Here is a 24,116-nt window from a genome sequence, read left to right as displayed (position 1 = left end):
GAAATGTAATATTTTTTTACATTCAAGACAAGTTGAGGATCGTTCTATTTTTTAAATTAATACTTACAAATAAAAACAGAATGTTGGCTTTTGTAAGTATTAAGTTAACATCTCCATTTTATCTCTCCAAATATCTTTTTTAGTGAAGCCAATGCACGCTAAAACTTATAAAATAAACTCGTTAAAACAACGATTGAATAGTATAATTAATACGTTAAAGATTTAACTTCTCTTATTTTTCGGATTGTAGAAACAGCCATCGGTTTTCTAAATTGTTTCTTCTTTTTATAATTTATAAAAATATGTTTTAATGCTTTACAATAAAGCTTAAAAAACATCACGTCATGTAGTGCATATTTTTTAAAATTATGAAATAATAACTTTAAAATAGGTACGATGGGTTGCGGATAATAGTTTAAAAAAATAAAGAAAGAGTTTTGCAACTGTTTTTGAAAACGATAATAATTTTTTCCTTGTTTTTTTCTCTTAATGAAATCTACCCGATGATTTACTATGATTTGATTGGTATACCATATTTCATAGCCTAAATTTAATACTTCTAAGGATAGACAGGTTTCTTCTCCATAAATATCGACCCATACAGGAAATCCTTTCGTTTTTTCATAAACTGTTTTTTTTATAGCAAATCCGCATCCTATAAATTCATTTGTTTCATACATTTGAACAGGTTCTTGATAAGAATCTAGGGCAACTTGATCTGTTTTAAAAATCCCTTTTATTTCCTTAAATGCCAATATTCCAATAACTGAAGTTGCAAACAAAGTTCGTATTTGTTCCTTGTAATTTGTTGAAATTAAATGAGCATCATCGTCTAATCCAATTAAATATTTCCCCGTAGCATGGGGGTATAAAAAAGCTCTAGCGGGTGAGGCGGATATTCGTTTTTTACCAGAGTACCACTTTACCCATTCGAATTCTTTTTTTAAGATTTCTGTTTCAGGACAAGCGTCAATATAAACTAAAACTTCTTCAATTTTCAAATCAATAGTTTGTTTTAAAACTGATAACGTTTTGTTTAAATCATCTGTTCGATTATGTGTTACTATGAGGTACGAGAACTCCATTCATTCGATATTTGAAGATACAAATCTACTATTTTTGGTTGAAGAAAGGCTCTATCATAACGGCAATTAGCATTAATTATATTTACTTCTTGGGCATTTTTACGCAACTGAAGATCTTGTAGTGCTTTTAAAATTAAATTAGCTATTTCTTCCTCATTCTCTGGATCTTGAATTAAAAATCCATTTTGTCCATTTTGAATTACTTCTTCTGTTGCGCCACCAGGGTTAGACTGAATAGGAAAAGCTCCCATCCCCATTGCTTCTAAGAGAGCATTAGGCATTCCATCAGATAAACTATTGGCTAAATGTAGTGCACTTTTACCCATAAAATCTAACAAAACGGCATTAGGTATGTATTTTTTTCTAGCGAAAATTTGTACTTTTTCTTGATTAAATAAAGGTTTTGAGTGTAAATAATCTACAACAACGGCATCTGCACTATATACTAACAAATCATATTTTTTGAATAGAGTTGGAATATATTTTTCAATAGCTTTCAATATAACTAGAGCTTTCCCTACTCCATCTTGGTAACCTTTGATCATTATAGTTGTTCGAGTTTCAACAGCCAAGATTGATTCTTTAGGATAATCAATTCCTCCATTACCTGGATAAACACCTAAAAAATTGGATTTAAAGCCTAGTTGTAATGCTTTTTCATAATCTCTACCACAATCTGTGATTAAATAATCTACTCGATTTAAGAATTGCTGTACAAAAGAAGTCTCAAGCCCTAGACGTTCATACTGAAATAAATCACTACCCCATGAGGAATACACTAAAGGAATGGTATTATTTTTTTTTAATACGGAAAAGATAGGGTACCCTGCTAATTGCATTTCAAATATATGAATAATATCTGGTTGTATTTGATTGATTAGTTGTGAAAAAACAGTAATTACAGATCGCTCATTATTTTTTTGAATAGTGGAATAAATACTTGGTAAATATTTTTTAATTTTTTGTCGAAATGGATAGTTCCATTTGATTTTCCAACCTGGATATTGTTTTACCCAACTAATTTTATCTGCAAATCCTGCACCATCTGTAATATCAAACCAGTGTACTTGGTATCCACTGTTTTTTAACTGGTTTGCCCATTGAAAAAAATGATGGTTGGGTATGGAAACTAGTAGGATTTTCATTTAATTGAAAAGTAATTTATATGTTTCATTAAATTGTTCAATCGAAAAATGCTCAGCTGCATAGTGTCTACAATTAGCGCTTAATTCGGCTATTAATTCAGGATGTTCAAGTAAGTGGAACAAATGAGCTACTAGGGTATTTATAATTTTTTCTTCTTCTAATTCTTCTATTAAATATCCTGTAACACCCTCTATAACATGAATTTTTATACCCCCTACATTTGTAGTAATAGGAATACAGCCAAAACTCATCCCTTCCATAAAAACCATTGGAAAACCTTCATAAACAGATGTTAAAACCAAAAAAGAGGTAGATAGATATAATGTTTTTAATACTTCAATATCACGAATATCTCCTAAAGGTTCAACTCCATAAGACAAAACCAAATCTTTTTTTAGACTAACACCACTACCTGCCATATAAAATATAGTTTCAGGATATTTTTGTTTAACAAGTTGAGAGGCTTTCAAAAAAAGTTCGGGTCGTTTTTCGTCAGACCATCTACCAATAAAACCAACTCGTATTTTATTTATAGACTTTACTGCAACTTCAGATGGAATAGCAACGCCATTAGAAATAACCTGAATATGGGAAGTACAAGAGGATATTCCAGCTCTCAAATAATAATTCGTAATAACAGTTTTAGCGACCTCATTAATTACAACTCTTGTTGTAATAGAACGAGCACTATCAATAATCATTTTTTCTCGATAATCATCTTTACTAAAAGCATGAAATAAATCAAACTTTTTGATATTGGAACTTATAAATGGCAAGACTTCATAGTAATAATCCGAATTGGAACCAAAAACTTTTGTAATGCTTTTACTTGAATTTATTTTATTTGCAATACATGAAGTTAATAACCGTATTAACCTAGTATTTTTTTTATTTAGTATATCATTAAGTTCTAAACAACAAGCAAATTGGGTAAAAGAAGGAAGCATATTAGAAGTTGCTGAAGCCTTGGTAAAAAAAACAATACATTTCTTAGGATGTATTGCCTCTAATATAGCCGCATGTACTCTTTCAGCACCACCAGTATGATAATACGGAAAAAAGAAAATAACTTCAACATCAGGTAAGACTCGAATCAATTTAAAGTTAAATGATAATAAATGGTAATAACCTATAAAAAGTTTTACTATTTTTTTTATTTTAACCATTCTTTTTTATTGCTTTACAACAAACCATAGTATCTCCTTCTAATAAGATTACTTCTTCTACTTCTAATGAGGTATACTTCTGAATAACATTTTTTAGTGTAAATGGGCTAAACCAATAATTATGATCAGGGTGTACTATCTCTATAAAAGAATCCTCTTCATAATGATTACGATGTATATGACGTTTAGAAAAACAATTTGGTGCGGTAATATAAAACGTTTGAGCGTTTACACTTTCTATTCCTTCTAAAAAAGTTCGAACATTATCCACATGCTCAATAGTTTCTGGGACTATACATATATCGTAACGATTCTCTTTTAAATCGTTAAAATTCGAAAAATAAGGTTGATCTACGTAAGCTTTTAAATGCTCAATACCATCTACATCTACATCAAAACCGTGAATGGATCGAGTTACTTTTGACAGAAAAATATGTAAATTATAGTCCGGTTTAAAAATGGGCCAATCATTACATCCAAAATGAATTATATCTTTTCCATCACATATTTGCTTAAAAAATTCAAATCGGTTTTTTATACTCTTTTTATCAACATACTGCACCCAAAAACTATCAATTTTTTGATATATAGGTAATTCTTTAACAAAGATTTTTTTGTATAGTTTTTTTAATTCGTTAATCATAATCATTTCCCATAAAATTAAGTATTTGTTCTTGAGTTAATCCTTTTTTTTGAAAAGCATATCGAGTAAATATTGTTTTTTTTAAAATTCGTTTAAATAGAATTTGTTTAACATAAAAAGCTACTTTATTTCTTTTGAGTAATGGTAGATGAGTATAGGAACGATAAATAGGAACTTCTTCATATAAAGCATTAAAACGCTCTTGCATCCAGGGTTCAAATATATTACCTAAATGAAAGGCAAAATTATCATCTGTAGACAAACGATATCCGTCATTTTTTAAAACGGGTAAGTCTGTATATTTATATTCACTATCGCCCAAGATTTTGTAAATACTGTTTTCTTTGGGCAAATTTTCAAATACTTCTCTTTTGTAGGTAGCGCAAAAATGAGGGCAACCTACTACCGCTTTTATTCCATTTGTTGCCTGTAATTTTAAAATAGTGTCTTTCCATGTGGGTTCTAGCCATAACCATCCTAAACTTTTAGCAAACATTTCTAATTCTTCTTCATTAGTCACAGGTTCGAATTGTAATTTTGAATTAAAGAAATAATCAAACCAAATATTATGGGTAAGTTCAAAATGCTTTCTAAAAACAGGAACTGGACTTACTGCTCCTGCTTTTGGGAAGGATTCAAAAATTTGTAAAACCTTGTCTTCCCAACCGTTTTTGAATAGAACATCAGCATCTGTAATAGTTATTAAACGTTCTTCTGCAGTACGCAGTGATTTTAAAATACTATTCACTTTGCCTATTCCTTCACGTTCAATAATCAATTCATCTATATAACCTTTAGAATATAGGATGTTCAAACGTTGATTAATCGTTACTGAGCTTCCATTACTGACTACTGAAATTTTTAACGGTGAATGTGTTGTTTTACGAACGGAATATAAACAAAGTTCAAAAATGCGATATGTATCTTTGTAATAGTCCTCTTCATTTGGAATATGTAAAGGAATTATGACACGATGATCACAAACAGTTCGTTCTACTAGTTTTCCTATTTTTGTGGGATTATTTCCTAAACGCATACTCATTAGATTTTTTATAAAAGGCTATTAATTTAGCCACTCCTTCTTCTAGGGTAATTAAATCTTTATTTAATATAGATAGCATCTTTGAATTATCTGGACATCTTCTGGCCATATCGCCTTCAGGTAACGCGGGTAAAAACACTATTTCGCTAGAAGATTGAGTATATTGAATAATTTCTTGTGCTAATGATAGGATTGTTTGTTCTTTATGACTTCCAATATTAATTACATCGTTCAGACAAAGACCTTGATTTAATATTTTCACACATGTTTCTATATTGTCTTCTACATAACAAAAAGAACGGGTTTGCATACCATCGCCATAGATGTAAATGGTTTCATTTTTTAATGCTGCTTTCAAAAAACGAGCAACTACAAAATCTTCGCTCTGATTGGGACCATAAGTATTAAAAAATCTAAAAATGGTATAATTTAAACCATATTCTTGTTGATATGATTTAAAAAATGCTTCTCCTACATTTTTCACTATCGCATAAGGTAATCTTGAATTCAACGGTGTTGTCTTTTCATTTTGGGGAATTTCAATAGGCTCTCCATATACCTCTGAAGAACTTGAAAAAAACACACGCTCAACTCCTGAGTTTTTAGACAAACTCAAAATATTTTTAATTCCTTCTATGTCATCTAAAACGGAAATGGGATTTGCTAATGTTCTCTTTACGCCTACTACAGCTGCATAATGAAAGACATAATTAAAATTGTAGCGTCCGAAAATGGGTACAATATCGTTATAAACATTACAATTTGCTTTTATAAATTTTATATTGTCTTTTTTCGGAATTTTGTTTAAAGATCCTGTTGACAAGTTATCTACAACAACTATATAATTTGAACTGTCTTCTGCAAGCTTGTCTACTAAAGCACTTGCAACATTTCCTGCTCCTCCGGTAACTAATATAATTGACATGAATATTTTTTTTATAATTATTTTAAATGGTTAACTTTCAAAAACTATAAGAATAGAATTAAAACTAATTTATCCATAAGGCTTATATTCATTTATAAAGAGTCATATATCCTTAATTTATTCATTTATTTTTTGTAATTGTTTCACTATTCTACAGGCCGTAGCTCCATCTCCATATGGATTTATTGAGGAGGAAAATTTTTGAAAAGTATCTAATATTTTAGTAGCTTGTTCTATTATTAAATCTGTATTTGTTCCTACTAAAAATGACATCCCCGCTGCCACCCCTTCTACTCGTTCTGTAAAAGTTCTTGTAACAAGAATAGGTTTTCCTAATGTTAGTGCTTCTTCTTGAACTCCTCCTGAATCTGATATTATCATAAATGATTGTTCCATCAACCAAATAAATAAAGGATATTCCGCAGGCTTTATTAATAAAATATTAGGCTGGTTTCCTAACATAGAAGTAACGGGTTCCAAAACATTAGGGTTTAAATGAACGGAATAAACAATTTGTACATCAGATCTTTGAGCCAGTACTAACAACGCTTGGCAAATCTGAACTAATCCTTCTCCAAAATTTTCCCTTCTATGTCCAGTAACCAACAATATTTTTTTAGTTAAATCTAGTTGTTTTTTTAATTCAAATATGGCTTCATTTTCGTAGCCTATCTTAATTTTATTCACCGCCCATTTTAATGCGTCGATTATAGAATTACCTACCTCAAAAACATTTTCTTGATGAACCATTTCTAAATGTAAATTAGAAACTGATTGTGGTGTTGGAGCAAAATGATAATCAGCTAACTTAGCTGTTATTTGTCTATTTAATTCCTCTGGAAATGGAGAATATTTATGATATGTTCTTAAACCTGCTTCTACATGTCCAATTTTTATCTGTCTATTGAAAGCAGCTAATGCTACCATGGTTGAAGTAGTTGTATCTCCATGGACTAACACCATATTAGGGGCTTCCTTTTCTAAAACAGGATCAATATATTGCAATATGTTAGCACATAATTGGTTTAAACTTTGATTGGGTACCATTAGATTCAAATCATAGTCTGGAATAATTTCAAAAAAATCTAAGACCTGATCTAACATTTGTCTGTGTTGTGCTGTAACACAAACTTTTACTTCAAATGCTTTTTCTTTTAATTTATGATACAATGGTGCCATTTTTATAGCTTCTGGTCTAGTTCCGAAACAAAGTAAAATTTTCATCAACCCTTTTTTATACACTACAAGTATACTTATATTTTATTAAATCCATTAATCAAATCTAACTTTTCTATTTCTATTATTATTTTCATCAATAAAATCTAATAAATCTTTCTACTAGATAATGAAATACAATGAAAAGTAAACTACAAGTAAAAATTGAACCAAAAAACTTATGTCTTCATTAACATTTTTAAATAGATGTGAATATTAAAAAAATCTATAATTCATCTTTTAAATAAAAAAAACAACTAGCTCAGTATCCCAAAAAACGACAACTACTTCATTTTCAAAAACATTACTAACGAACTCTTTAAAAAAAGCATAAAAGATCCATTAAAAATAGTCTATAATTAGATTATTAAAAATCAATAATTTTCCTATAATCCAAATTTGAATCATCAAGACACTGTAAAAAATCATCTTAATATTTTTTTTTACAAATAAGGTTATTGATAGATCTAATAAATAGGCTAAATGAATTCTTTTAAAAGTCTAAAAAAAAACAAAACTGTATAAAGCATAAAAGCAGATACGACTACATTAGCATTTTCAAAAATGAAATCTAAGATACAAACTCGTTTTTCAATCAAAATAATAAATAGCTATTGCAAATGTGGTCATAAACCTCGAAAAGTTAATTCTTGTATTTTATCCATTTTTTTATACGAGTTTTAATCTTAGCAATTAATGGTTTTTTATAAGCATTTGCTTTATACCAAGTTTCTATTTTTTGAATCCAGTTATCATTTAACCAATCTTGTAGATAGACTAAAGAATAACCAGAATCTATAAACTGTTTGGCTTGAAAAACTAATCTGGGGCTATAAATATGAAATGCTGGAGATTCTGTATTAATAAAAATATCAAAATCCATTACAGCTGCACGAGTACAAAAATGTTTATCTTCACCTAACCAAGTCATGTTTTTTATGCTTTGAAATCGAACACCTGAAGATAAAATTTTACGAGTTAATAAAGTACAAGCTCCTGTAAACCCTACTTCGTAGGTGCCTGGTATTCTATAACTCATCATTCTATCTAATGGATTACCATCTTTATCCCAACAATTGGGCATATAAGAGGCTGCGTACGAAAAATGTGTCCAAAATATCTCTGCTATAAAATCTTTCTTAGCATGAAATAAATGGTTTATCGTTTGTGGATGCAAAACTAAATCAGCATCTACAAAAAATAAAAAATCATAATCCTCTCTTAAAAAGTATTGGATAGCTCTGTCTTTTATCAGAGTAATTCTATTATATAAATCTAATTCCCATCTTTCCTTTCGTTCTTCTATATCGGGTTCTATTTCAAAAATAGTGTTCAACAATAAAGCGTTGTCTTGTTGAGAAACAAATTCTTGTAACAAAACACTACTTTTTGGATCTAAATTATCATCAAAAAAAGAATATGTAAAATTAAATTCCGCAACATCTAAATCTAATAAAGAACGGAGATGTAATGCTACTATTTCATGTGATTTTCTAACTGGAGAAAAAAGCAATATTTTTTTTTTCATGCTTCTAACTATATTTTTTGAATAGTCCAACGTTGAGGTAATATATGTAATCCATGAAGTCTTGGCTTGAATTCTTGCTTAATCTTATAGGCTTCACTTTTAATTACTTCAAAATATAATAATTTATCAAAAATAGTATACTTCGATTCAGCAATTGCATCCATCACAATTACAGAAACAAAATATTTACTTGGAACATAATTAATATCTGAAAAGTCACAGGTAATCTGAAAACAACCATCTTCATTTAAAACAACTTCTTCTGCCATAAGATAAGTAGAACCAGTAGTTAAAATCTTGTCTTCATAATTATATAATTTATATTCTACTATTAATGACCCTCTAAATCCAAACGTTTCTAAATGAGTAACTATTTTAAATCCTGTATTAAAATCTACTAAATCTATATTTTCAAATACAGAATTAGATATATAAGCATTTTTAAGTATCAAACGTTTATCAAAAGTAAGTAGTGGAAAATTAATTTTTGAATCAAAGCTTACTTTTAAATATTCTGAAATGATTGTATCAGTATCACCAATCATTTTAACAGTTCCTTGTTCTAATAAAATTACTTTTTTACATAATTTTTTTATCGCAGACATATCATGACTTACAAACAAAACAGTTCTTCCTTGTCCTTGAGCTATATCTTGCATTTTACCGATGGCTTTTTGCTGAAATTCTGCATCTCCTACAGCTAAAACTTCATCAACTACCAATATTTCAGGTTCTAAGAAAGCGGCTACAGCAAAAGCTAATCGAACGGTCATTCCACTACTATAGCGCTTGGTTGGTGTATCAATATAACGCTCACACCCACTAAAAGCAATAATTTCATCTAACTTAGAGGTAATTTCTGCTTTGGTCATTCCTAAAATAGCACCGTTCAAATAAATATTTTCACGACCTGTGAGTTCTGGATTAAATCCCGTTCCTACTTCCAACAAAGAAGCAATTCTTCCTCTTGACTTTATTACTCCTGTAGATGGAGCTGTTACTTTGGATAATATTTTCAAAAGAGTTGATTTCCCTGCTCCATTTTTACCTATAATACCTAACACCTCCCCTTTCTGTACTTCAAAATTTATATCCTTCAAAGCCCAAACATAATCACTGGTTCCTTTAGACTTTCGATCATTGGTTTCCCCCACTTTTAAATAAGGGTCTTCTTTACCACGAATTTTATACCACCAACGATTCAAATCATGACTAATCGTACCTGTCCCAACAGTCCCTAATCGATATTGTTTTGACAAATTCTCTATTTTTAATATTACGTTATGTGAACCCATGGATTAAAATAATTTATGAGTGAAAATCTTCTAATTATAAACAAAATTTATGATTCAAACTGTATCTATAAAATTCTTTTCTGTTTTATTAAAAATCAACAATCCGAATAAAAAAAGCATTAAAGTTATAAGGATTGTATAAAGCATTCCCTCTATTGAAATACTCCCTTCATCTAGTAAAATGAAACGAGAAGCTTCTACGATGTATGCTAAAGGATTGTATGCTACCAGCCAAGCATATTGTGGAAACTTTTGTTGAATTAACTCTATAGGATAAATTACAGCTGAAACGTACATGAGTAGTTGAGTTCCAAAGTTTACTAAAAAAGATAAATCTCTATATTTAGTCACCAATGAAGAAATAATCATTCCTAATGCCAATCCTAAAAAGCCCATTAAAGCTACTAAAAAAGGGAATAACAACAAAGTTCTACTTAGTGTTAATGACATTCCATTGAATACATAATAGAAATAGAATCCTAAAAAAATTAATAATTGAATACCTAATTTTAATAAATTAGTCACTACTGTAGACAGAGGCATAATCACTCTAGGAAAATAAACTTTACCAAATATAGCTGCGTTTTTCTTAAAGGTGTCTGACGTTTCCGTCAAACAAGTCGTGAAATAGTTCCAAATTATAATACCCGCCAAATTAAACAAAAAAGGAGGAGTTTCACCTGTTTTTATCCCCGCTACATTATTAAAAATAACAGTAAACGTTACAGCTGTAAACAATGGCTGAATCAAGTACCATAAAGGACCTAATATCGTTTGTTTGTAAACTGTAACCACATCCCGTTTCACAAATAAAATTAATAAATCACGATACGCCCAAACTTCTTTTAAATTCAAATCAAAAAATGAAGATTTTGCTGTAATAATCTGATTCCAATTATCGTCTTTAGGAGTATTCATACATTTTATTTAAAAAGCGCAACTTAATAAAATATACTATTAAATACAATAAAAAGAAAAATTATCATTATGTAAAGACTATCTAAATACGTACCTTTGTAAAACATAAAGAAATTAAAAAATCTATGCTGTTTTTTACCAAATCAAAGCCTTATTTAAAAGAATTTACAGAAAATTTTATTGATCTACATTCCCATATACTACCTGGAATTGATGACGGAGCCAAGAATATAGAGGATACCATACAGTTAATAACTACTTTGTCTGATTATGGATTTGTACAATTTATGGCAACACCCCATACTTTTGCTGGTTATTATGATAATACTTATGAATCTATAGCTACCAATTATAACAATACCATTAAAGAATTGAATAAAAAAGAGTTATTTGTTACTATGAATTTTGCTTCAGAATACTTAATGGATGATCATTTTGTTTCTCTTTTCAAAAAAAAGGAAGTTCATACTCTAAAGGAGCAATATGTTTTAGTCGAAATGTCTTATTTAAATGCTCCTATCAACTTATATGATATTTTATTTGACCTACAAGTGGCAGGATACACTCCCATATTAGCACATCCTGAACGTTATTTATTTTATCATCAGCAATTTGATTCCTACAAAAAGCTAAAAAATGCTGGATGTAAGTTTCAATTAAACCTATTATCTACAGTTGGATATTATGGAAAAGAGGTAAAAAATATAGCGGATCAATTATTAAAAGAGGGATTAATTGATTTTGCAGGAAGTGATGTACATCACGAAAGACATTTAACTGCTTTTCAATCAAAAATAGAAATAAAAAATACGGATGCTCTTAAAGAGGCCATTCGAAATAATAATTTCTTTAAAATATAATATTCAGCAATTCCTATTTCCCCTAATGCATTTATTTTTATTATTGAGAATCATTTTTTTTGCATTTTCTTAAGTAAAAATAAATTAAACCATATTTATTACTATTAACAAAATATACGTATAACATAAACTGTATCCTGTTTCTCAAAACCTACTTATGATAAAATGAATCCTTTGAATCCTTTTTTTGCCATTATAATCTTCCTCATTGCCTTTGCAACAGCTTATTTAATAAATTTAAATTATAAAATAACAAATGACAACACAAGATATGAAACAATAGATGGAATAAGAGGCTTTCTAGCTATAGGTGTTTTTATACATCATTCATCAATATGGTTTCAATATTTACAAATAAAATCTTGGGAAGCCCCAAAATCAAACTTATATAATCAATTGGGCCAAACAAGCGTTTCTTTATTCTTTATGATCACCTCCTTTTTATTTGTGACGAAATTATTAAATTCAAAAAATCAAAAAATTAACTGGAACATCATATTCATATCTCGTTTTTTTAGACTAGTTCCAATGTATCTAGTATCTATCTTTCCATTAGTCTTAATTATATTCATAATAAGTAATTGGCAACTCAATGTTTCTCCTTTTCATCTTATAAGAGAATTACTGGAATGGATAACTTTCACCATTTTAGAGAGTCCAATCATCAATAATTTATCATATACACATATAATAAACGCGGGGGTTGTCTGGTCTCTTCCTTACGAGTGGCTCTTTTATTTTAGTCTTCCACTCATTTCTATTTTAATATTCAGAAAAAGGACTTCTTTTTTTTATACTGCAATTAGCTTCTTGTTCGTCCTATCTTTCTTTAAAATTCACTGTTTGAACATTCCGCATTTACTTTCTTTCTTAGGCGGTATAATCCCCCCTTTCATCATTAAGTATAATACAAAAAAAGTAAATTTTAATTCCTCTTTTTTCAGTTTAATAATTCTAGTATGTCTAGGATTAATTTTACTTTTTGATACTTCTAACAACTATATTTGCAAATTTCTAATAATAATAGTTTTCAATTTAATTGCTTTAGGTAATAATATTTTTGGAATTTTAAAAAATACTACATTAAAGTTTTTAGGTGATATTTCATATAGTACCTATTTAATTCATGGAATCATCATTTTTATCGTAATGTTTTTTTATTATGGTCTAGAAGAAGCCGAAAAAATGTCTCCTATAAAATTTTACAGCATCATTTTCTTTATAACTCCTATTGTCGTTTTAATTAGTTTTTTATCTTATAAAATTATAGAAAAACCTTTTATAGATTATTCAAAAAAAATTAACTATGACCAAATAAAGAATTACATTATAAAAATTAGACATTAAATTTGAGGTAATGTATTCAAAAATAGTTGGTAATTTTTCACTTTTTAACACTTATATTGCCCTGTAAAATTAAAGAGAAGGTTTCCTCTACCGAGGAGCAACCAAGTAGCAATAATTTTATAATTTATACGATATAAAAGGATGACTAAAAATCCATCCTTTTTAATATCGGTATTTAAGGCACATTCAGAAGTAAAACCACATCAACCCAAAAATGGATAAAAAGACCGAAATTGAAAATCAATTTTGATCTTTTTTGAATCTATTTAGTTCGAAAACAGGGTTGAAAGCGTCACGATAAGACACCCGTTCCTTGTAAAACTATCAAAATCATCATGGATACTAAAAAGTGACATTTGCCATTAAAAGCTACTTAAATATGTTATTTTATACCATTTAAACTTATACCATTTTAGTTTTGAAATTACCTAAACCAAAACGCACTACAGAATACATGAATCAAGAGATATTACGCAATATTATTAGAGTAAATTTAAACCTTAAATGGTATTATAATATATTGGATAAAAAAATGAAGTTCTCGATACGCTTTTTTCATTTTCAAAAGAAATCGAACAGACGATCGAGTATATAATTGAAATCACCGCTAGTTCGAGCGCGAAGCGCATCGAGAACCAACACTAATTTTTGTTGCTTTTGTAGATGTACTATTTTTAAAAAGAAAATTCAAAGATTAAATGGTATTAGACATATTTTCAAATGAAAACCTCATTTTTGGCTCTTTTTGATCTATTTCGAGGTTCGTTTCTTTAAATACAAGTCTTTATTTTTTTGAAAAAAAAGTATTTGTATTATTCTAAATATACCTAAGTACACTTCCCTTATTGAATATACAAAAAGTTTTTAAGATTAAAAAAAATGAGCTCAATGTCTTGTTGAGCTCATTTTTATCAAATTTAAGTTTAAATCTATTGATATTTTTAGATATAGTCTAATCATTGATCATTTTCACATATCATCAAACTTATTTATAATTCATCAATAATCATCATTTTTTTATTCCATTTAACCTTACATCTAATAAGATTAAAAAATCGGTCATTATTTTTTTAATTCAATTAATATTTCTGTCAAACTATTAATACTAAAAAAAATACTTTTGATTCTATTTCAGAATAAATAAATCTCTAATTTTTTCCCAAAAAGTTTTCTCTTTTACCTCTTGTCCATATCCATATCCATATCCATATCCATTTATTACATCAGTATCATTCAAGACCATAGACATATTAGGCAATTTACCCTCTCTATAAATAGAACTTGGAATTTTTAACAATTCTTTTTCTAAATATTTAGCTCTAACTACATAAATAAAGGCATCGGCATTTTTTGCAATAAGCAAAGTATCAGTTACTAAACTTACAGGAGCTGTATCAACTATTATATACTCATATTTTTCTTTCAAATAATCAAACATTTCCTCTAATTTCCGACTCATTAATAATTCTGCTGGATTAGGCGGAATAACACCCGCAGGAAGAACATCAAAACAATCGTAATTAGGCAATTTGATTATATAATCCTCAATTGCTTGATTAGGCGTTGTAAGATAATTTGTCACTCCTCTGTTTGGCAATTGTAAATAATCATCTAATCGTGGATTTCTAATATCTAAGCCTATCAATAAAACTTTTTTCCCTGTCAAGGCTACAGTACCCGCAAGGTTTACAGTAATGAAAGTTTTCCCTTCTGCTGGCAACGTAGAAGTTAAGAAAATAGTTTTAGCATTGGTTTCTACTTTTGAATTTAGAATAAATTCAAGATTAGTTCGTACAATACGCATTGCTTCGGCCGCACTTGTTCGACTCTCTAATTGAATAATTTCTTGATGAGAGTCAGAATGAGGTACATCCCCAAGGAATGGAATTCCTAATTTATCTAAATCTGCTTTTGTTTGAACCTTTGTATTTAATAAATCTTTTAGATAAATAATTACAAATGGGATGAATAAACCAACTAAAATTGCAACAAAATAAATAATCAAGGGTTTTGGTGAAATAGGATTTTCTAAAGCATAAGCTTTATCTATTATTTTCGAATTGGGTGCAGTAGCTGCCAAGGTAATGGCTGTTTCTTCTCTTTTCTTAAATAAATACAGATACAACTCCTCTTTTATCTGTTGTTGACGAAATATACCTCTATATTCTCTTTCTAACTTTGGAATCTTATTTAATTTTGAATTTAATGAATTGCGTTCTCCTAGTAAATCATTATTTTTAAATTCTAAAGCTGATTTTTGTTTTGATAAACTTTGAGCAATAGAACCTTTTAGAGTTAAAATACGATCATTTAATTTTTCTATATTCGGATTATCAGATGTTGCACTTTTTAATAATCTATTACGTTCAATAACTAACATATTAAACTCATTGATTAAACCAGCCGCTGACGCATTATCAGAAGGGATTAAATTTATAGGTAGAACATCTGTCTTATCACTCTTCAATTGAGCGATCATCATATTTATTACAGTAAGCTGAGTACCAACAGAAACTTGTTCTGTATTAAATGCAGATGCTGTTTTCAAATCCAATTCTACTTCAGCAGTAATATCAGTCAGATCGTTATTTTTTTTATATTTTTCTATATTTTTCTCAACCCCTTGTAATTCTTCTGTAACGATAGCTAGACGATCATTAATGAATTTTGCCGTTTTTTCTGATATCAAATTCTTATCATTGATAGCATCTTGATTATAGTTTACTACTAGTTTATCTAAGAAATCAACAGCTCTTTGTGGTACTGGATCAGTAAAAGTAATTTCTACCACATTCGTTTTTTTATTCAGTGGCTGAACTACTATCTTATTTTGAAGAGAATTAGTTTCTTTATCAATATTTCTTATATCTATTCGATAAGTTCCTTTATCACAATACTTTACTTTCCCAAAAGCATCTTCTAACAAAGACAATCTCTCTATAATAAAACTGCCTAATTTTTCACTTTTAATGATTTGATTATAACGATATTCTCCTATTAAATCTTTATTTTGATTGTATAATAAAAATTTATGAGTTCCTTTCAATGATACTACAAGACTTGTATCTAAATCTATCTTCTCTTTGTTCTCAAAAAGAATTTTTATGGGACTTTTCCCATAAACATTAGTTGATTTAATTCTACCTACAGCATAGTAATTAATATTGAAACCTCCTGACAATAAGGTTTTTTTTATGATATTTCTAGATTTTAAAATTTCAATCTCGTCATCAATTTTATTCTTAGCTCCTCCGAAGCTACTGATGTCCTCCAAAACAGAAAGCTCAGATGCCAACCCTCCTGACTCTTTATCTTTTATTAATACCGTAGTAGATGCTTTATATGTAGAGGTTTCATAACGTAAGTAAATTTTTGCTAAAAACAAAGAAACTATAACTAAAAAAACAAACCAATACCAATTTCTTAAAAATTTATTTAATATTAGTTTTATATTTATTTCATCAACATTTTCTTCTTGGGGCATGAAATTATTTTGCATTTTATCATTATTTTTTAAACAATAGTACTAGTGATATAAGAACAGAACTCAACGAAATCCAAACGGGTATATTTTGATTAAATGTGGACGCATTCGCTCTTGCTCTATTAGGTTCTATATAAATTAAATCATTCTGTTTTAAATAATAATAGGGTGAATTCATAAAATCAGACTTTGTCAAATCAATTCTATGATATGTTTTTTTTCCTTCATTTTCTCTAATTAACAAAACATTATTTCTTTTACCATAAATAGTCAAATCACCCGCTAAACTTAATGCTTCAGGCAATGTAATACGCTCACTAACTACATTGAAAGTTCCTGGTTTTGCTACCTCTCCTATCACGCTTACCTTAAAATTCATTATACGAACGTTCACAATAGGATTCTTAATATATACTTTTAATTTATTTTTCAACAAATTAATTGCCTCTTCTTTTTTTAACCCTCCAAAAGTTAAAGTTCCTATAACTGGAAATTCTATTTGATTTTTTTGATCTACCAAATACAATTGTTGCTGTCTCTGGCCAGGTGCACTTTGATTACCAACATTTGGTGCCGTGGTACTTTCTAAATTGAATGGAGCTGCTGCCTCAGTATCTGGAGCAGAAACTGTAATTAGTAACAAATCATCTGGTTGTATTTTAGGCTCAAAAAACACTACACTTTCAAAATTCGAATTATTAGATAAATCCGAATAATACGCTATCTTTTTTTGTTGTGAACATCCTAATACAAAAAAAGAAATTATTCCAAAAATAATTAAATAAATTTTACCTCTCATATATCAATTTTTATCTAAAATTTCATAATCAGAATTTAAACTTTTAAATTCTGGCACAATCATTTTCATATATTTAACGATATTGTGATTAGAATATTTAAAAGTAGTATCAATTAACAATTGAATATTTTCTTTTACTCTTTCATAATCTTCTATTACGTCTTGTGCTACTAATATTTTTTCATGATGAGTAGGCAAGGTTTTTGAATCGTCTTTCAATAATTCTTCGTACAATTTTTCACCAGGTCTTAGCCCTATTTCTTTTATTTGTACATCCACATTTGGAATTAAACCTGCTAAACGTATCATTTTTTCTGCTAGATTGTAAATTTTAACCGGTTTCCCCATATCAAATATATAAATTTCACCTCCACTTCCCATAGTTCCTGCCTCCAAGACAAGTTGACAAGCTTCAGGAATAGTCATAAAATATCGAATTATATCTTTGTGCGTAATGGTCACGGGACCTCCTTCTGAAATTTGTTTTGTAAATAATGGAACGACCGATCCATTAGACCCTAAAACATTCCCAAAACGGGTTGTTATGAATTTAGTAGTTTTAATATTCTTTTTTAATAGTTCAAAATGTAATGATTGAACATACTTTTCTGCAATTCTTTTACTTGCTCCCATTACATTACTTGGATTCACAGCTTTATCTGTTGAAACCATTACAAAACGTTCTACTTTATATTGGACTGCCAAATCAGCTAAATTACTAGTTCCCATAACATTAACAAAGATTGCTTGTGAAGGATTCTCTTCCATTAATGGAACATGTTTATATGCCGCTGCATGATAAATAATATTAGGTAAATATCTTTTAAAAATAATATCTAACCGTTCTTTATCTCTAATATCTGCTACCTTAGCAATGATTTCAATAGAAGACGTATCATACTTATCTAACTCAATCAATAAATTATGTAAAGGACTCTCCGCTTGATCTATCAATAGCAACACATTTGGTTTAAAATCTATTACTTGTCTAACAATCTCACTTCCTATGGAACCCGCAGCCCCTGTTATTAAAACTGTCTTATTTTTATGGGTTAAAGAAATAGCATTATTATTTAGAATTATAGGTTTTCTATCTAATAGATCTTCTATCTCAAAATTCTTAATTTTTTTTGAAATTTCTTTTTGATCTTCCCAATCAGAAACCAAAGGTACAGTAAACACTTTTATACCTATTTCTAAACATTCATCTACTAGTTGAATTTGTTCTTCTCTGGTTAGACTTTTATCTGCAATAACCAATCCTGATACTACATTTTCTTCAAATAATTCTACTAGATTTTCTTTAACACAGAATATAGGTAGACCTAATGCTCTTTTAGAATCATTAGATTGATATTTATCTATAAAACCTTTTATATGAAAACGTTTCGGTATTTCTGACAAAAGGGCATTAGCTACTGCGATAGCATTGGCATCTGAGCCATAAATAAGCAACACCTCTTGTTTTCCTACTAAAATATTAGAAAAATAGATTTCAAATATTTTTTTAACTAAAACTCTGTAAAAAAAAAGCAAACAAAAAACAATGAATGAGTTTACTAATAAGGCTGTTGTAAAATAGAGATCTACATATAGGAAAGTTTTACTAAAAGCATCTATTATTACTAATGTGGAAAAGGAAAAAAATTGAGCGAAAAAAATTTTAACCGCATCCACAATGGAAGAGTGTCTAATAATTCCCGAATAGGTTTTAAATATCCAAAAAAAGAAAATATTAACGAAAAAATACAACGGAATTTTGATTCCTTCATATTGAGTTGTTATAAATTTAAGATTGATCCCTTTAAACAAATAGTAAGTCAATCCTGTAGCAAAACTAATAACTAAAATATCTAAAAAAAGAACAAACCACCTAGGCAAATAACCTATATTGCTTAAGTTTATTTTAGATAAAATTTTATGGTTAATTTTTTTATTTAGATATTTTCTCACTTTTAAAGAACATTATTTTTATTTAGTTTTTTCACCTTGCAAATTACCGAAAAAATAATTGAAGTTCCGAGTAAATTCTTGCTTTTTCGCTTTCTGTCAAATTAGATCCTGAAGGCAAACACAAACCTCTTTCAAATAAATCCTCTGATATTCTCGCTCCGTAATAAGGATAAGATTTAAATATTGGCTGAAGGTGCATAGGCTTCCATAAAGGTCGAGTTTCTATATCCGCTTTTTCAAATGCTAAACGGAGTGCTTCTCTTTGTTCATAAGACTCTAATACAATCGCACTTAACCAATGATTGGAATAAAAATCGTCCGTTGGCTCACTTAAAACAATTACATTTGGAATATTTACAAAGAATGACTTATAGAACTGGTTCATATCTCTCCTTAACTCAACATGTTTGTTTAAAACTTCCATTTGTCCACGTCCTATACCTGCACAGATATTACTCATTCTATAATTATAACCTATATGACTATGCTGATAATGAGGTGCATCATCACGAGCTTGAGTTGAAAGAAACACTGCTTTTTGTTTAATATTCATATCATTTGTTACCAATGCTCCCCCCCCAGAGGTTGTAATAATTTTATTCCCATTAAAAGACAGTATACTAATATCTCCTAATGTTCCACATTTTTGTTTTTTATAGGAACTTCCTAATGCTTCTGCACTATCTTCTACAACAGGAATTTGATATTTTTGAGAAATTTCTTTTATTTGATCGTGCTTGTATGGCATCCCATATAGATGAACTGCAATAATTGCTTTTGGTTTTTTTCCTTTAGAAATTCTATCTTTTATAGCTTCTTCTAAAGCAATTGGACACATATTCCACGTTTCTGATTCACTGTCCACAAAAATAGGAGTAGCTCCTTGGTACACAATTGGATTTGCTGAAGCTGAAAAGGTCATACTCTGACAGATTACTTCATCACCTGCTTTAATATCTAAAAGAATTAGAGCTAAATGTAAAGCGGCTGTTCCTGAACTTAAGGCAGCAACGCTCAAATTTTTACCTAAGTATTTTTCTAAGTCTTGCTCAAAACCATTCACATTAGGCCCTAGTGGCGCCACCCAATTGGTTTCAAAAGCTTCATTCACATACTTTTGTTCATTCCCTCCCATATGAGGAGAAGAAAGCCATATTTTTGTATTATTCATTTGAATTATATTTTATTACTTTTCCAGGATTTCCTACAACAACAGCATAATCTGGAACATCCTCTATAATAACTGCTCCAGCACCAATAGTTGACCATTTCCCTATTTTTATCCCTTGTATAATGGTAGCACCAATACCAATATGACTTCCTTCTCCTACAAAAACATTTCCTGCCAGTGAAGCATTTGGTGAGATATGCACATAATTTTCAATCCAACAATCATGATCAACAGATGCTGAAGTATTTATAATACAATGTTTACCAGCCTTAACATGAGCATTTAAAACTACACCAGCCATTATAACCGTCCCTTCACCTACACTAGAAAATTTAGATATTATAGCTTTTGGATGAATAGCAATAACAAAGTTAACATTTAGAGTATCCGCAATTTTTTTTCTTGTCAGATTATTACCAATCGCTATTATGCAGTTATCAGAAGGATGAAATTTAAATTTTCTAGAATTAATAATTGGAAAATCAAAAATAGTTTTTAATCTTTCCAAATCATCAATAATAGTTTTTATTTGAATTTTGTTTTCAAATAAAATATCTATTATTACTTTACAATGCCCACTAGCTCCGTATAATATTATCTTATTGTCCATTAAATGGTTCTATTGTCGCCGAGTCAACGGCATTTATTCCTTCTTTTTTAATTACTTTCAAAAATGTCAAAAATAAAATTTTCATATCAACTAAAAACGAAATATTATCAACATACCAAACATCATATTGAAATTTCTGATCCCATGATATGGCATTACGTCCGTTTACTTGAGCCCAACCAGTAATTCCTGGTTTAACCTCATGCCTTCTGTTCTGAAAATCATTATACAAATGCAGATATTGAGTTAATAATGGTCTTGGACCAATTAGACTCATATCCCCTTTTAAAACATTAAACAATTGAGGTATTTCGTCTAATGATGTTTTTCTTACTAGATTCCCTATAATAGTTAATCGATCTGCATCTGACAAAAGTATACCATTCGCATCACGTTCATCGGTCATGGTTTTAAATTTATAAATTTTGAAAACTTTACCATTTTTCCCTGGTCTTGGTTGCACGAAAAACACACTCCCTTTATTTGCAATAGACAAGCCAATAAAAACAAGTATAAAAAAAGGACTTAGCATTACAATCCCTATAAGAGCTGCTAGAAAATCTAATAATCGTTTTAAATATAATTTATACATTGACAAGTTTTTCAATAATAAGTTTATATGATTTATTTACTGTAAATTTTTCTTCTAATAATTTTTTTGAACTCTCACTCATAATTTGCAGATTATTCAAACAAATTTCTATAGCTTTTTTCATAGCTAAATTATCTCCTGTGTGAACCCAAACACCACAATTTGCTTCTTCAATTACTTTACCAATATCGGTTGAAATATCAGTGGCCGCAATGACTGGAATTTTCATTTCTAAATATGACAATAAGCGAGATGGAAAATTAGGTATAGTAAAATTTTTATCTAAAAAAATCAATCCAATATCACATGCTGCTAACAACAAGTCGTAATCATTTTTAGGCAAATATTGAAACAATTTTGCATTTATTGGATTATTGACTTCAAACCATTTCTGGATTCTCAAATATTCAGTACCATCACCTACAATTAAAAAGAAAACATCTATAATAGCATTTTTTTTAATTGTTTCTAATAAAAAGTCTAAACCTTGTGGCTTTCCTAAATTACCACCATAAATTAAAATTTTCTTATCTAATGGCAGATTATATTTTTGTCTTATAGTTTCCTTTTCTTCCACTGAATATTCAATAAATTTAGGCTCTATCGAGTTAGGATTTACTTCAAGCTTTGACGCTTTTAACTCTGGATTATGCTTTAGAACGAAATTAACATTTGCATTTGACATACAACCTATAACATCTGATATTGCATATAATTTCTTTTCTTTTTTTACAAACAATTTGTGTAGAAAGCCATTTTTCTTGATCATTTTCATATCAATTGCATTTTGAGGAAAAATATCTTTTAGAAGTAAATATGCAAATGCATTGTCACGCTTTTTGATAAAACTAATTACTTTTGAAAATGTAATAGGCGGTGTTGAGTACAACACCAAATCAAACTTTATATCATTTAAATGTTTTTTAATTGCGTTTAGGTATTGATATTCGATTGCAAGCGTACCAATTCCTTTTTCTAAAATATTTGTTTTTTGAATATTTAAAGTTTTTACTTGAAGGATTTTAGCATTATTAGAAATCTTTAAATTTGTTTTCTGCTTTTTTCTTCTTTCTACAGGAGAAACTACGACCACTTCGTGCCTATTATTTATAAATTGACGAAGTAAATCTTGGTAAATTCCTCTTTCTTCAACAGAATTAATTTCTATTAATGTTAAAAACAATACTTTCATTTACAAAAATTTACGCCATACTACTCTATTCACATAATCTGTATAGCTTAGAATAATTCTTACCATTTTTTCAGAAACATTTGGCATAGAATAATCAACAACTGGACGATAATTACGCTCATTTTTACCTGTTTTTTGTTGCTGTAGTTGCACTAATCCTTGCATGATTCGCTCTGGAGAAAGACCAACCATCATAACACTTGTTTCTTCCATTGCTTCTGGTCGTTCATGTGCATCACGAATATTCAATGCTCTAAAATTTAGAATTGAACTTTCTTCAGAAATGGTCCCACTATCAGATAAAACGGCATACGAACGCATCTGCAAAGCATTATAATCATGAAACCCCAAAGGTTTTAAAAATTGAACTTCCTGTCTTACTTCAATTTTCATTTTATCAATCATATTTCTAGTCCTCGGATGAGTTGAAAAGATGATTGGATAACCATATTTTTCGGCTATGAGATTTAAACTATTCATTAAATCTTTGAAGTTCTTTTCTGAATTTATATTTTCTTCTCGGTGTGAAGAAACAACAAAATATTTTCCTTCTTCCAAATTCAATCTGGATAACACATCTGATTTTTCAATGTTTGGCAAATAATGATGTAAGACTTCGAACATTGGCGAACCTGTTTTGATAATCCTATCAGCAGGTAATCCTTCACGAAGTAAATATTCACGAGCTATATCGCTATAAGTTAAATTTATATCTGATGTATGGTCTACAATTTTTCGATTCGTCTCTTCAGGCACTCGTTGGTCGAAGCAACGATTTCCAGCTTCCATATGGAAAATTGGGATTTGTCTTTTTTTTGCTGGAATCGCACATAAACAGCTATTTGTATCACCTAGAACCAAAAAAGCGTCAGGTTGAATTTTCTCAAGAAGAGGATCAACTTTAATCAAGATATTACCGACAGTTTCAGTGGCTGTTGCACCTGCTGCTTCCAAAAAAAAGTCAGGTTTACGCAATCCCAAATCATCAAAAAAAATCTGATTCAATTCGTAATCATAATTTTGCCCTGTATGCACAATTACATGTTCTATAGAGTCTGAAGTATCTAAAGCACATAAAACTCTTGATAATCTTATTATTTCTGGTCGTGTTCCCACAACCGTCATTACTTTCATTTTTTTCATAT

The 24,116-nt window shown here is 29.2% G+C and carries 20 protein-coding genes; 2 read left to right on the top strand and 18 right to left on the bottom strand.

What is annotated here, in order from left to right; translation table 11 throughout:
- Window positions 1-206: 206 nt before the first annotated feature.
- The 10 genes from NAB20_RS08340 to NAB20_RS08295 form a co-directional block, all read right to left on the bottom strand.
- Entirely contained in the window at window positions 207-1,085 is an 879-nt protein-coding gene (locus tag NAB20_RS08340; RefSeq protein ID WP_105196989.1) for a glycosyltransferase family 2 protein, read from the bottom strand.
- On the bottom strand, window positions 1,064-2,230 hold the full coding sequence (locus NAB20_RS08335) for a glycosyltransferase family 4 protein (RefSeq protein WP_375604970.1): 1,167 nt from the start codon (window positions 2,228-2,230) through the stop codon (window positions 1,064-1,066). The genes NAB20_RS08340 and NAB20_RS08335 overlap by 22 nt, the downstream gene beginning before the upstream one ends.
- Window positions 2,231-3,397, bottom strand: a complete 1,167-nt coding sequence (locus tag NAB20_RS08330; protein ID WP_375604969.1) for a glycosyltransferase family 4 protein — start codon at window positions 3,395-3,397, stop codon at window positions 2,231-2,233.
- Window positions 3,390-4,046, bottom strand: coding sequence for a hypothetical protein (locus tag NAB20_RS08325; RefSeq protein WP_105196986.1), 657 nt, complete (start codon window positions 4,044-4,046; stop codon window positions 3,390-3,392). Before NAB20_RS08325 ends, NAB20_RS08330 begins: the two co-directional genes overlap by 8 nt.
- On the bottom strand, window positions 4,033-5,076 hold the full coding sequence (locus tag NAB20_RS08320; RefSeq protein WP_164849061.1) for a glycosyltransferase: 1,044 nt from the start codon (window positions 5,074-5,076) through the stop codon (window positions 4,033-4,035). Before NAB20_RS08320 ends, NAB20_RS08325 begins: the two co-directional genes overlap by 14 nt.
- Window positions 5,060-6,007: an NAD-dependent epimerase/dehydratase family protein gene (locus NAB20_RS08315; protein WP_105196984.1), complete on the bottom strand. Its 948-nt coding sequence runs from the start codon at window positions 6,005-6,007 to the stop codon at window positions 5,060-5,062. Before NAB20_RS08315 ends, NAB20_RS08320 begins: the two co-directional genes overlap by 17 nt.
- A gap of 117 nt (window positions 6,008-6,124) precedes the next feature.
- Window positions 6,125-7,231 carry a non-hydrolyzing UDP-N-acetylglucosamine 2-epimerase gene (gene wecB, locus NAB20_RS08310; protein WP_105196983.1) on the bottom strand — a complete coding sequence of 369 codons (1,107 nt, stop codon included), beginning with the start codon at window positions 7,229-7,231 and terminating at the stop codon, window positions 6,125-6,127.
- 634 nt (window positions 7,232-7,865) lie between these two features.
- Window positions 7,866-8,750, bottom strand: coding sequence for a hypothetical protein (locus NAB20_RS08305; protein ID WP_105196982.1), 885 nt, complete (start codon window positions 8,748-8,750; stop codon window positions 7,866-7,868).
- Between the two features lie 8 nt (window positions 8,751-8,758).
- A complete protein-coding gene (locus tag NAB20_RS08300) occupies window positions 8,759-10,045 on the bottom strand; it encodes an ABC transporter ATP-binding protein (RefSeq protein ID WP_105196981.1) in 1,287 nt (428 codons plus the stop codon).
- A gap of 54 nt (window positions 10,046-10,099) precedes the next feature.
- Window positions 10,100-10,963 (bottom strand): ABC transporter permease, encoded by an 864-nt coding sequence (locus NAB20_RS08295; RefSeq protein WP_088390299.1) that lies wholly within the window; start codon window positions 10,961-10,963, stop codon window positions 10,100-10,102.
- A 125-nt stretch (window positions 10,964-11,088) separates the two neighbouring features.
- Between NAB20_RS08295 and NAB20_RS08290 the strand changes: the two genes are divergently transcribed.
- Together NAB20_RS08290 and NAB20_RS08285 are read left to right on the top strand one after the other, a co-directional pair.
- Complete coding sequence (locus tag NAB20_RS08290; protein ID WP_088390297.1) at window positions 11,089-11,823, top strand: tyrosine-protein phosphatase; 735 nt, start codon at window positions 11,089-11,091, stop codon at window positions 11,821-11,823.
- A 165-nt stretch (window positions 11,824-11,988) separates the two neighbouring features.
- Window positions 11,989-13,170: an acyltransferase gene (locus NAB20_RS08285; RefSeq protein WP_127822915.1), complete on the top strand. Its 1,182-nt coding sequence runs from the start codon at window positions 11,989-11,991 to the stop codon at window positions 13,168-13,170.
- Window positions 13,171-14,296: 1,126 nt separating this feature from the next.
- On the opposite strand, the gene NAB20_RS08280 is transcribed toward NAB20_RS08285, so the two are convergent.
- From NAB20_RS08280 to wecB (NAB20_RS08245), 8 genes are read right to left on the bottom strand one after another with little or no spacing between them, the layout of a single operon-like run.
- Window positions 14,297-16,669, bottom strand: coding sequence for a GumC family protein (locus tag NAB20_RS08280; RefSeq protein ID WP_375604968.1), 2,373 nt, complete (start codon window positions 16,667-16,669; stop codon window positions 14,297-14,299).
- 7 nt (window positions 16,670-16,676) lie between these two features.
- Window positions 16,677-17,453, bottom strand: a complete 777-nt coding sequence (locus tag NAB20_RS08275) for a polysaccharide biosynthesis/export family protein (protein WP_127822913.1) — start codon at window positions 17,451-17,453, stop codon at window positions 16,677-16,679.
- Window positions 17,454-17,456: 3 nt separating this feature from the next.
- Window positions 17,457-19,406 (bottom strand): polysaccharide biosynthesis protein, encoded by a 1,950-nt coding sequence (locus tag NAB20_RS08270; protein ID WP_375604967.1) that lies wholly within the window; start codon window positions 19,404-19,406, stop codon window positions 17,457-17,459.
- Window positions 19,407-19,449: 43 nt separating this feature from the next.
- Entirely contained in the window at window positions 19,450-20,577 is a 1,128-nt protein-coding gene (locus tag NAB20_RS08265; protein WP_375604966.1) for an aminotransferase class I/II-fold pyridoxal phosphate-dependent enzyme, read from the bottom strand.
- Complete coding sequence (locus NAB20_RS08260) at window positions 20,570-21,187, bottom strand: acetyltransferase (protein ID WP_375604965.1); 618 nt, start codon at window positions 21,185-21,187, stop codon at window positions 20,570-20,572. Before NAB20_RS08260 ends, NAB20_RS08265 begins: the two co-directional genes overlap by 8 nt.
- Window positions 21,177-21,779, bottom strand: a complete 603-nt coding sequence (locus NAB20_RS08255; protein WP_375604964.1) for a sugar transferase — start codon at window positions 21,777-21,779, stop codon at window positions 21,177-21,179. Before NAB20_RS08255 ends, NAB20_RS08260 begins: the two co-directional genes overlap by 11 nt.
- Window positions 21,772-22,971: a glycosyltransferase family 4 protein gene (locus tag NAB20_RS08250; protein WP_375604963.1), complete on the bottom strand. Its 1,200-nt coding sequence runs from the start codon at window positions 22,969-22,971 to the stop codon at window positions 21,772-21,774. Before NAB20_RS08250 ends, NAB20_RS08255 begins: the two co-directional genes overlap by 8 nt.
- Window positions 22,972-24,114 carry a non-hydrolyzing UDP-N-acetylglucosamine 2-epimerase gene (gene wecB, locus NAB20_RS08245; protein WP_375604962.1) on the bottom strand — a complete coding sequence of 381 codons (1,143 nt, stop codon included), beginning with the start codon at window positions 24,112-24,114 and terminating at the stop codon, window positions 22,972-22,974. It lies immediately after the preceding gene.
- Window positions 24,115-24,116: the final 2 nt, after the last annotated feature.

It is taken from the genome of Flavobacterium davisii (genome assembly GCF_042182265.1).
Taxonomy (GTDB): Bacteria; Bacteroidota; Bacteroidia; order Flavobacteriales; family Flavobacteriaceae; genus Flavobacterium; species Flavobacterium davisii.
This window is presented reverse-complemented; position numbering and strand designations above follow the sequence as displayed.

Excerpts from the sequence above, each read along its gene's own strand:
- NAB20_RS08330 (WP_375604969.1), bottom strand. The coding sequence starts at position 3,397 with ATGGTTAAAATAAAAAAAATAGTAAAACTTTTTATAGGTTATTACCAT.
- NAB20_RS08340 (WP_105196989.1), bottom strand. The coding sequence starts at position 1,085 with ATGGAGTTCTCGTACCTCATAGTAACACATAATCGAACAGATGATTTA.
- NAB20_RS08255 (WP_375604964.1), bottom strand. The coding sequence starts at position 21,779 with ATGTATAAATTATATTTAAAACGATTATTAGATTTTCTAGCAGCTCTT.
- NAB20_RS08275 (WP_127822913.1), bottom strand. The coding sequence starts at position 17,453 with ATGAGAGGTAAAATTTATTTAATTATTTTTGGAATAATTTCTTTTTTT.
- NAB20_RS08290 (WP_088390297.1), top strand. The coding sequence starts at position 11,089 with ATGCTGTTTTTTACCAAATCAAAGCCTTATTTAAAAGAATTTACAGAA.
- NAB20_RS08285 (WP_127822915.1), top strand. The coding sequence starts at position 11,989 with ATGAATCCTTTGAATCCTTTTTTTGCCATTATAATCTTCCTCATTGCC.
- NAB20_RS08325 (WP_105196986.1), bottom strand. The coding sequence starts at position 4,046 with ATGATTATGATTAACGAATTAAAAAAACTATACAAAAAAATCTTTGTT.
- NAB20_RS08335 (WP_375604970.1), bottom strand. The coding sequence starts at position 2,230 with ATGAAAATCCTACTAGTTTCCATACCCAACCATCATTTTTTTCAATGG.
- NAB20_RS08260 (WP_375604965.1), bottom strand. The coding sequence starts at position 21,187 with ATGGACAATAAGATAATATTATACGGAGCTAGTGGGCATTGTAAAGTA.
- wecB (WP_375604962.1), bottom strand. The coding sequence starts at position 24,114 with ATGAAAAAAATGAAAGTAATGACGGTTGTGGGAACACGACCAGAAATA.
- NAB20_RS08265 (WP_375604966.1), bottom strand. The coding sequence starts at position 20,577 with ATGAATAATACAAAAATATGGCTTTCTTCTCCTCATATGGGAGGGAAT.
- NAB20_RS08305 (WP_105196982.1), bottom strand. The coding sequence starts at position 8,750 with ATGAAAAAAAAAATATTGCTTTTTTCTCCAGTTAGAAAATCACATGAA.
- NAB20_RS08315 (WP_105196984.1), bottom strand. The coding sequence starts at position 6,007 with ATGTCAATTATATTAGTTACCGGAGGAGCAGGAAATGTTGCAAGTGCT.
- NAB20_RS08320 (WP_164849061.1), bottom strand. The coding sequence starts at position 5,076 with ATGCGTTTAGGAAATAATCCCACAAAAATAGGAAAACTAGTAGAACGA.
- NAB20_RS08295 (WP_088390299.1), bottom strand. The coding sequence starts at position 10,963 with ATGAATACTCCTAAAGACGATAATTGGAATCAGATTATTACAGCAAAA.
- NAB20_RS08280 (WP_375604968.1), bottom strand. The coding sequence starts at position 16,669 with ATGCAAAATAATTTCATGCCCCAAGAAGAAAATGTTGATGAAATAAAT.
- wecB (WP_105196983.1), bottom strand. The coding sequence starts at position 7,231 with ATGAAAATTTTACTTTGTTTCGGAACTAGACCAGAAGCTATAAAAATG.
- NAB20_RS08300 (WP_105196981.1), bottom strand. The coding sequence starts at position 10,045 with ATGGGTTCACATAACGTAATATTAAAAATAGAGAATTTGTCAAAACAA.
- NAB20_RS08250 (WP_375604963.1), bottom strand. The coding sequence starts at position 22,971 with ATGAAAGTATTGTTTTTAACATTAATAGAAATTAATTCTGTTGAAGAA.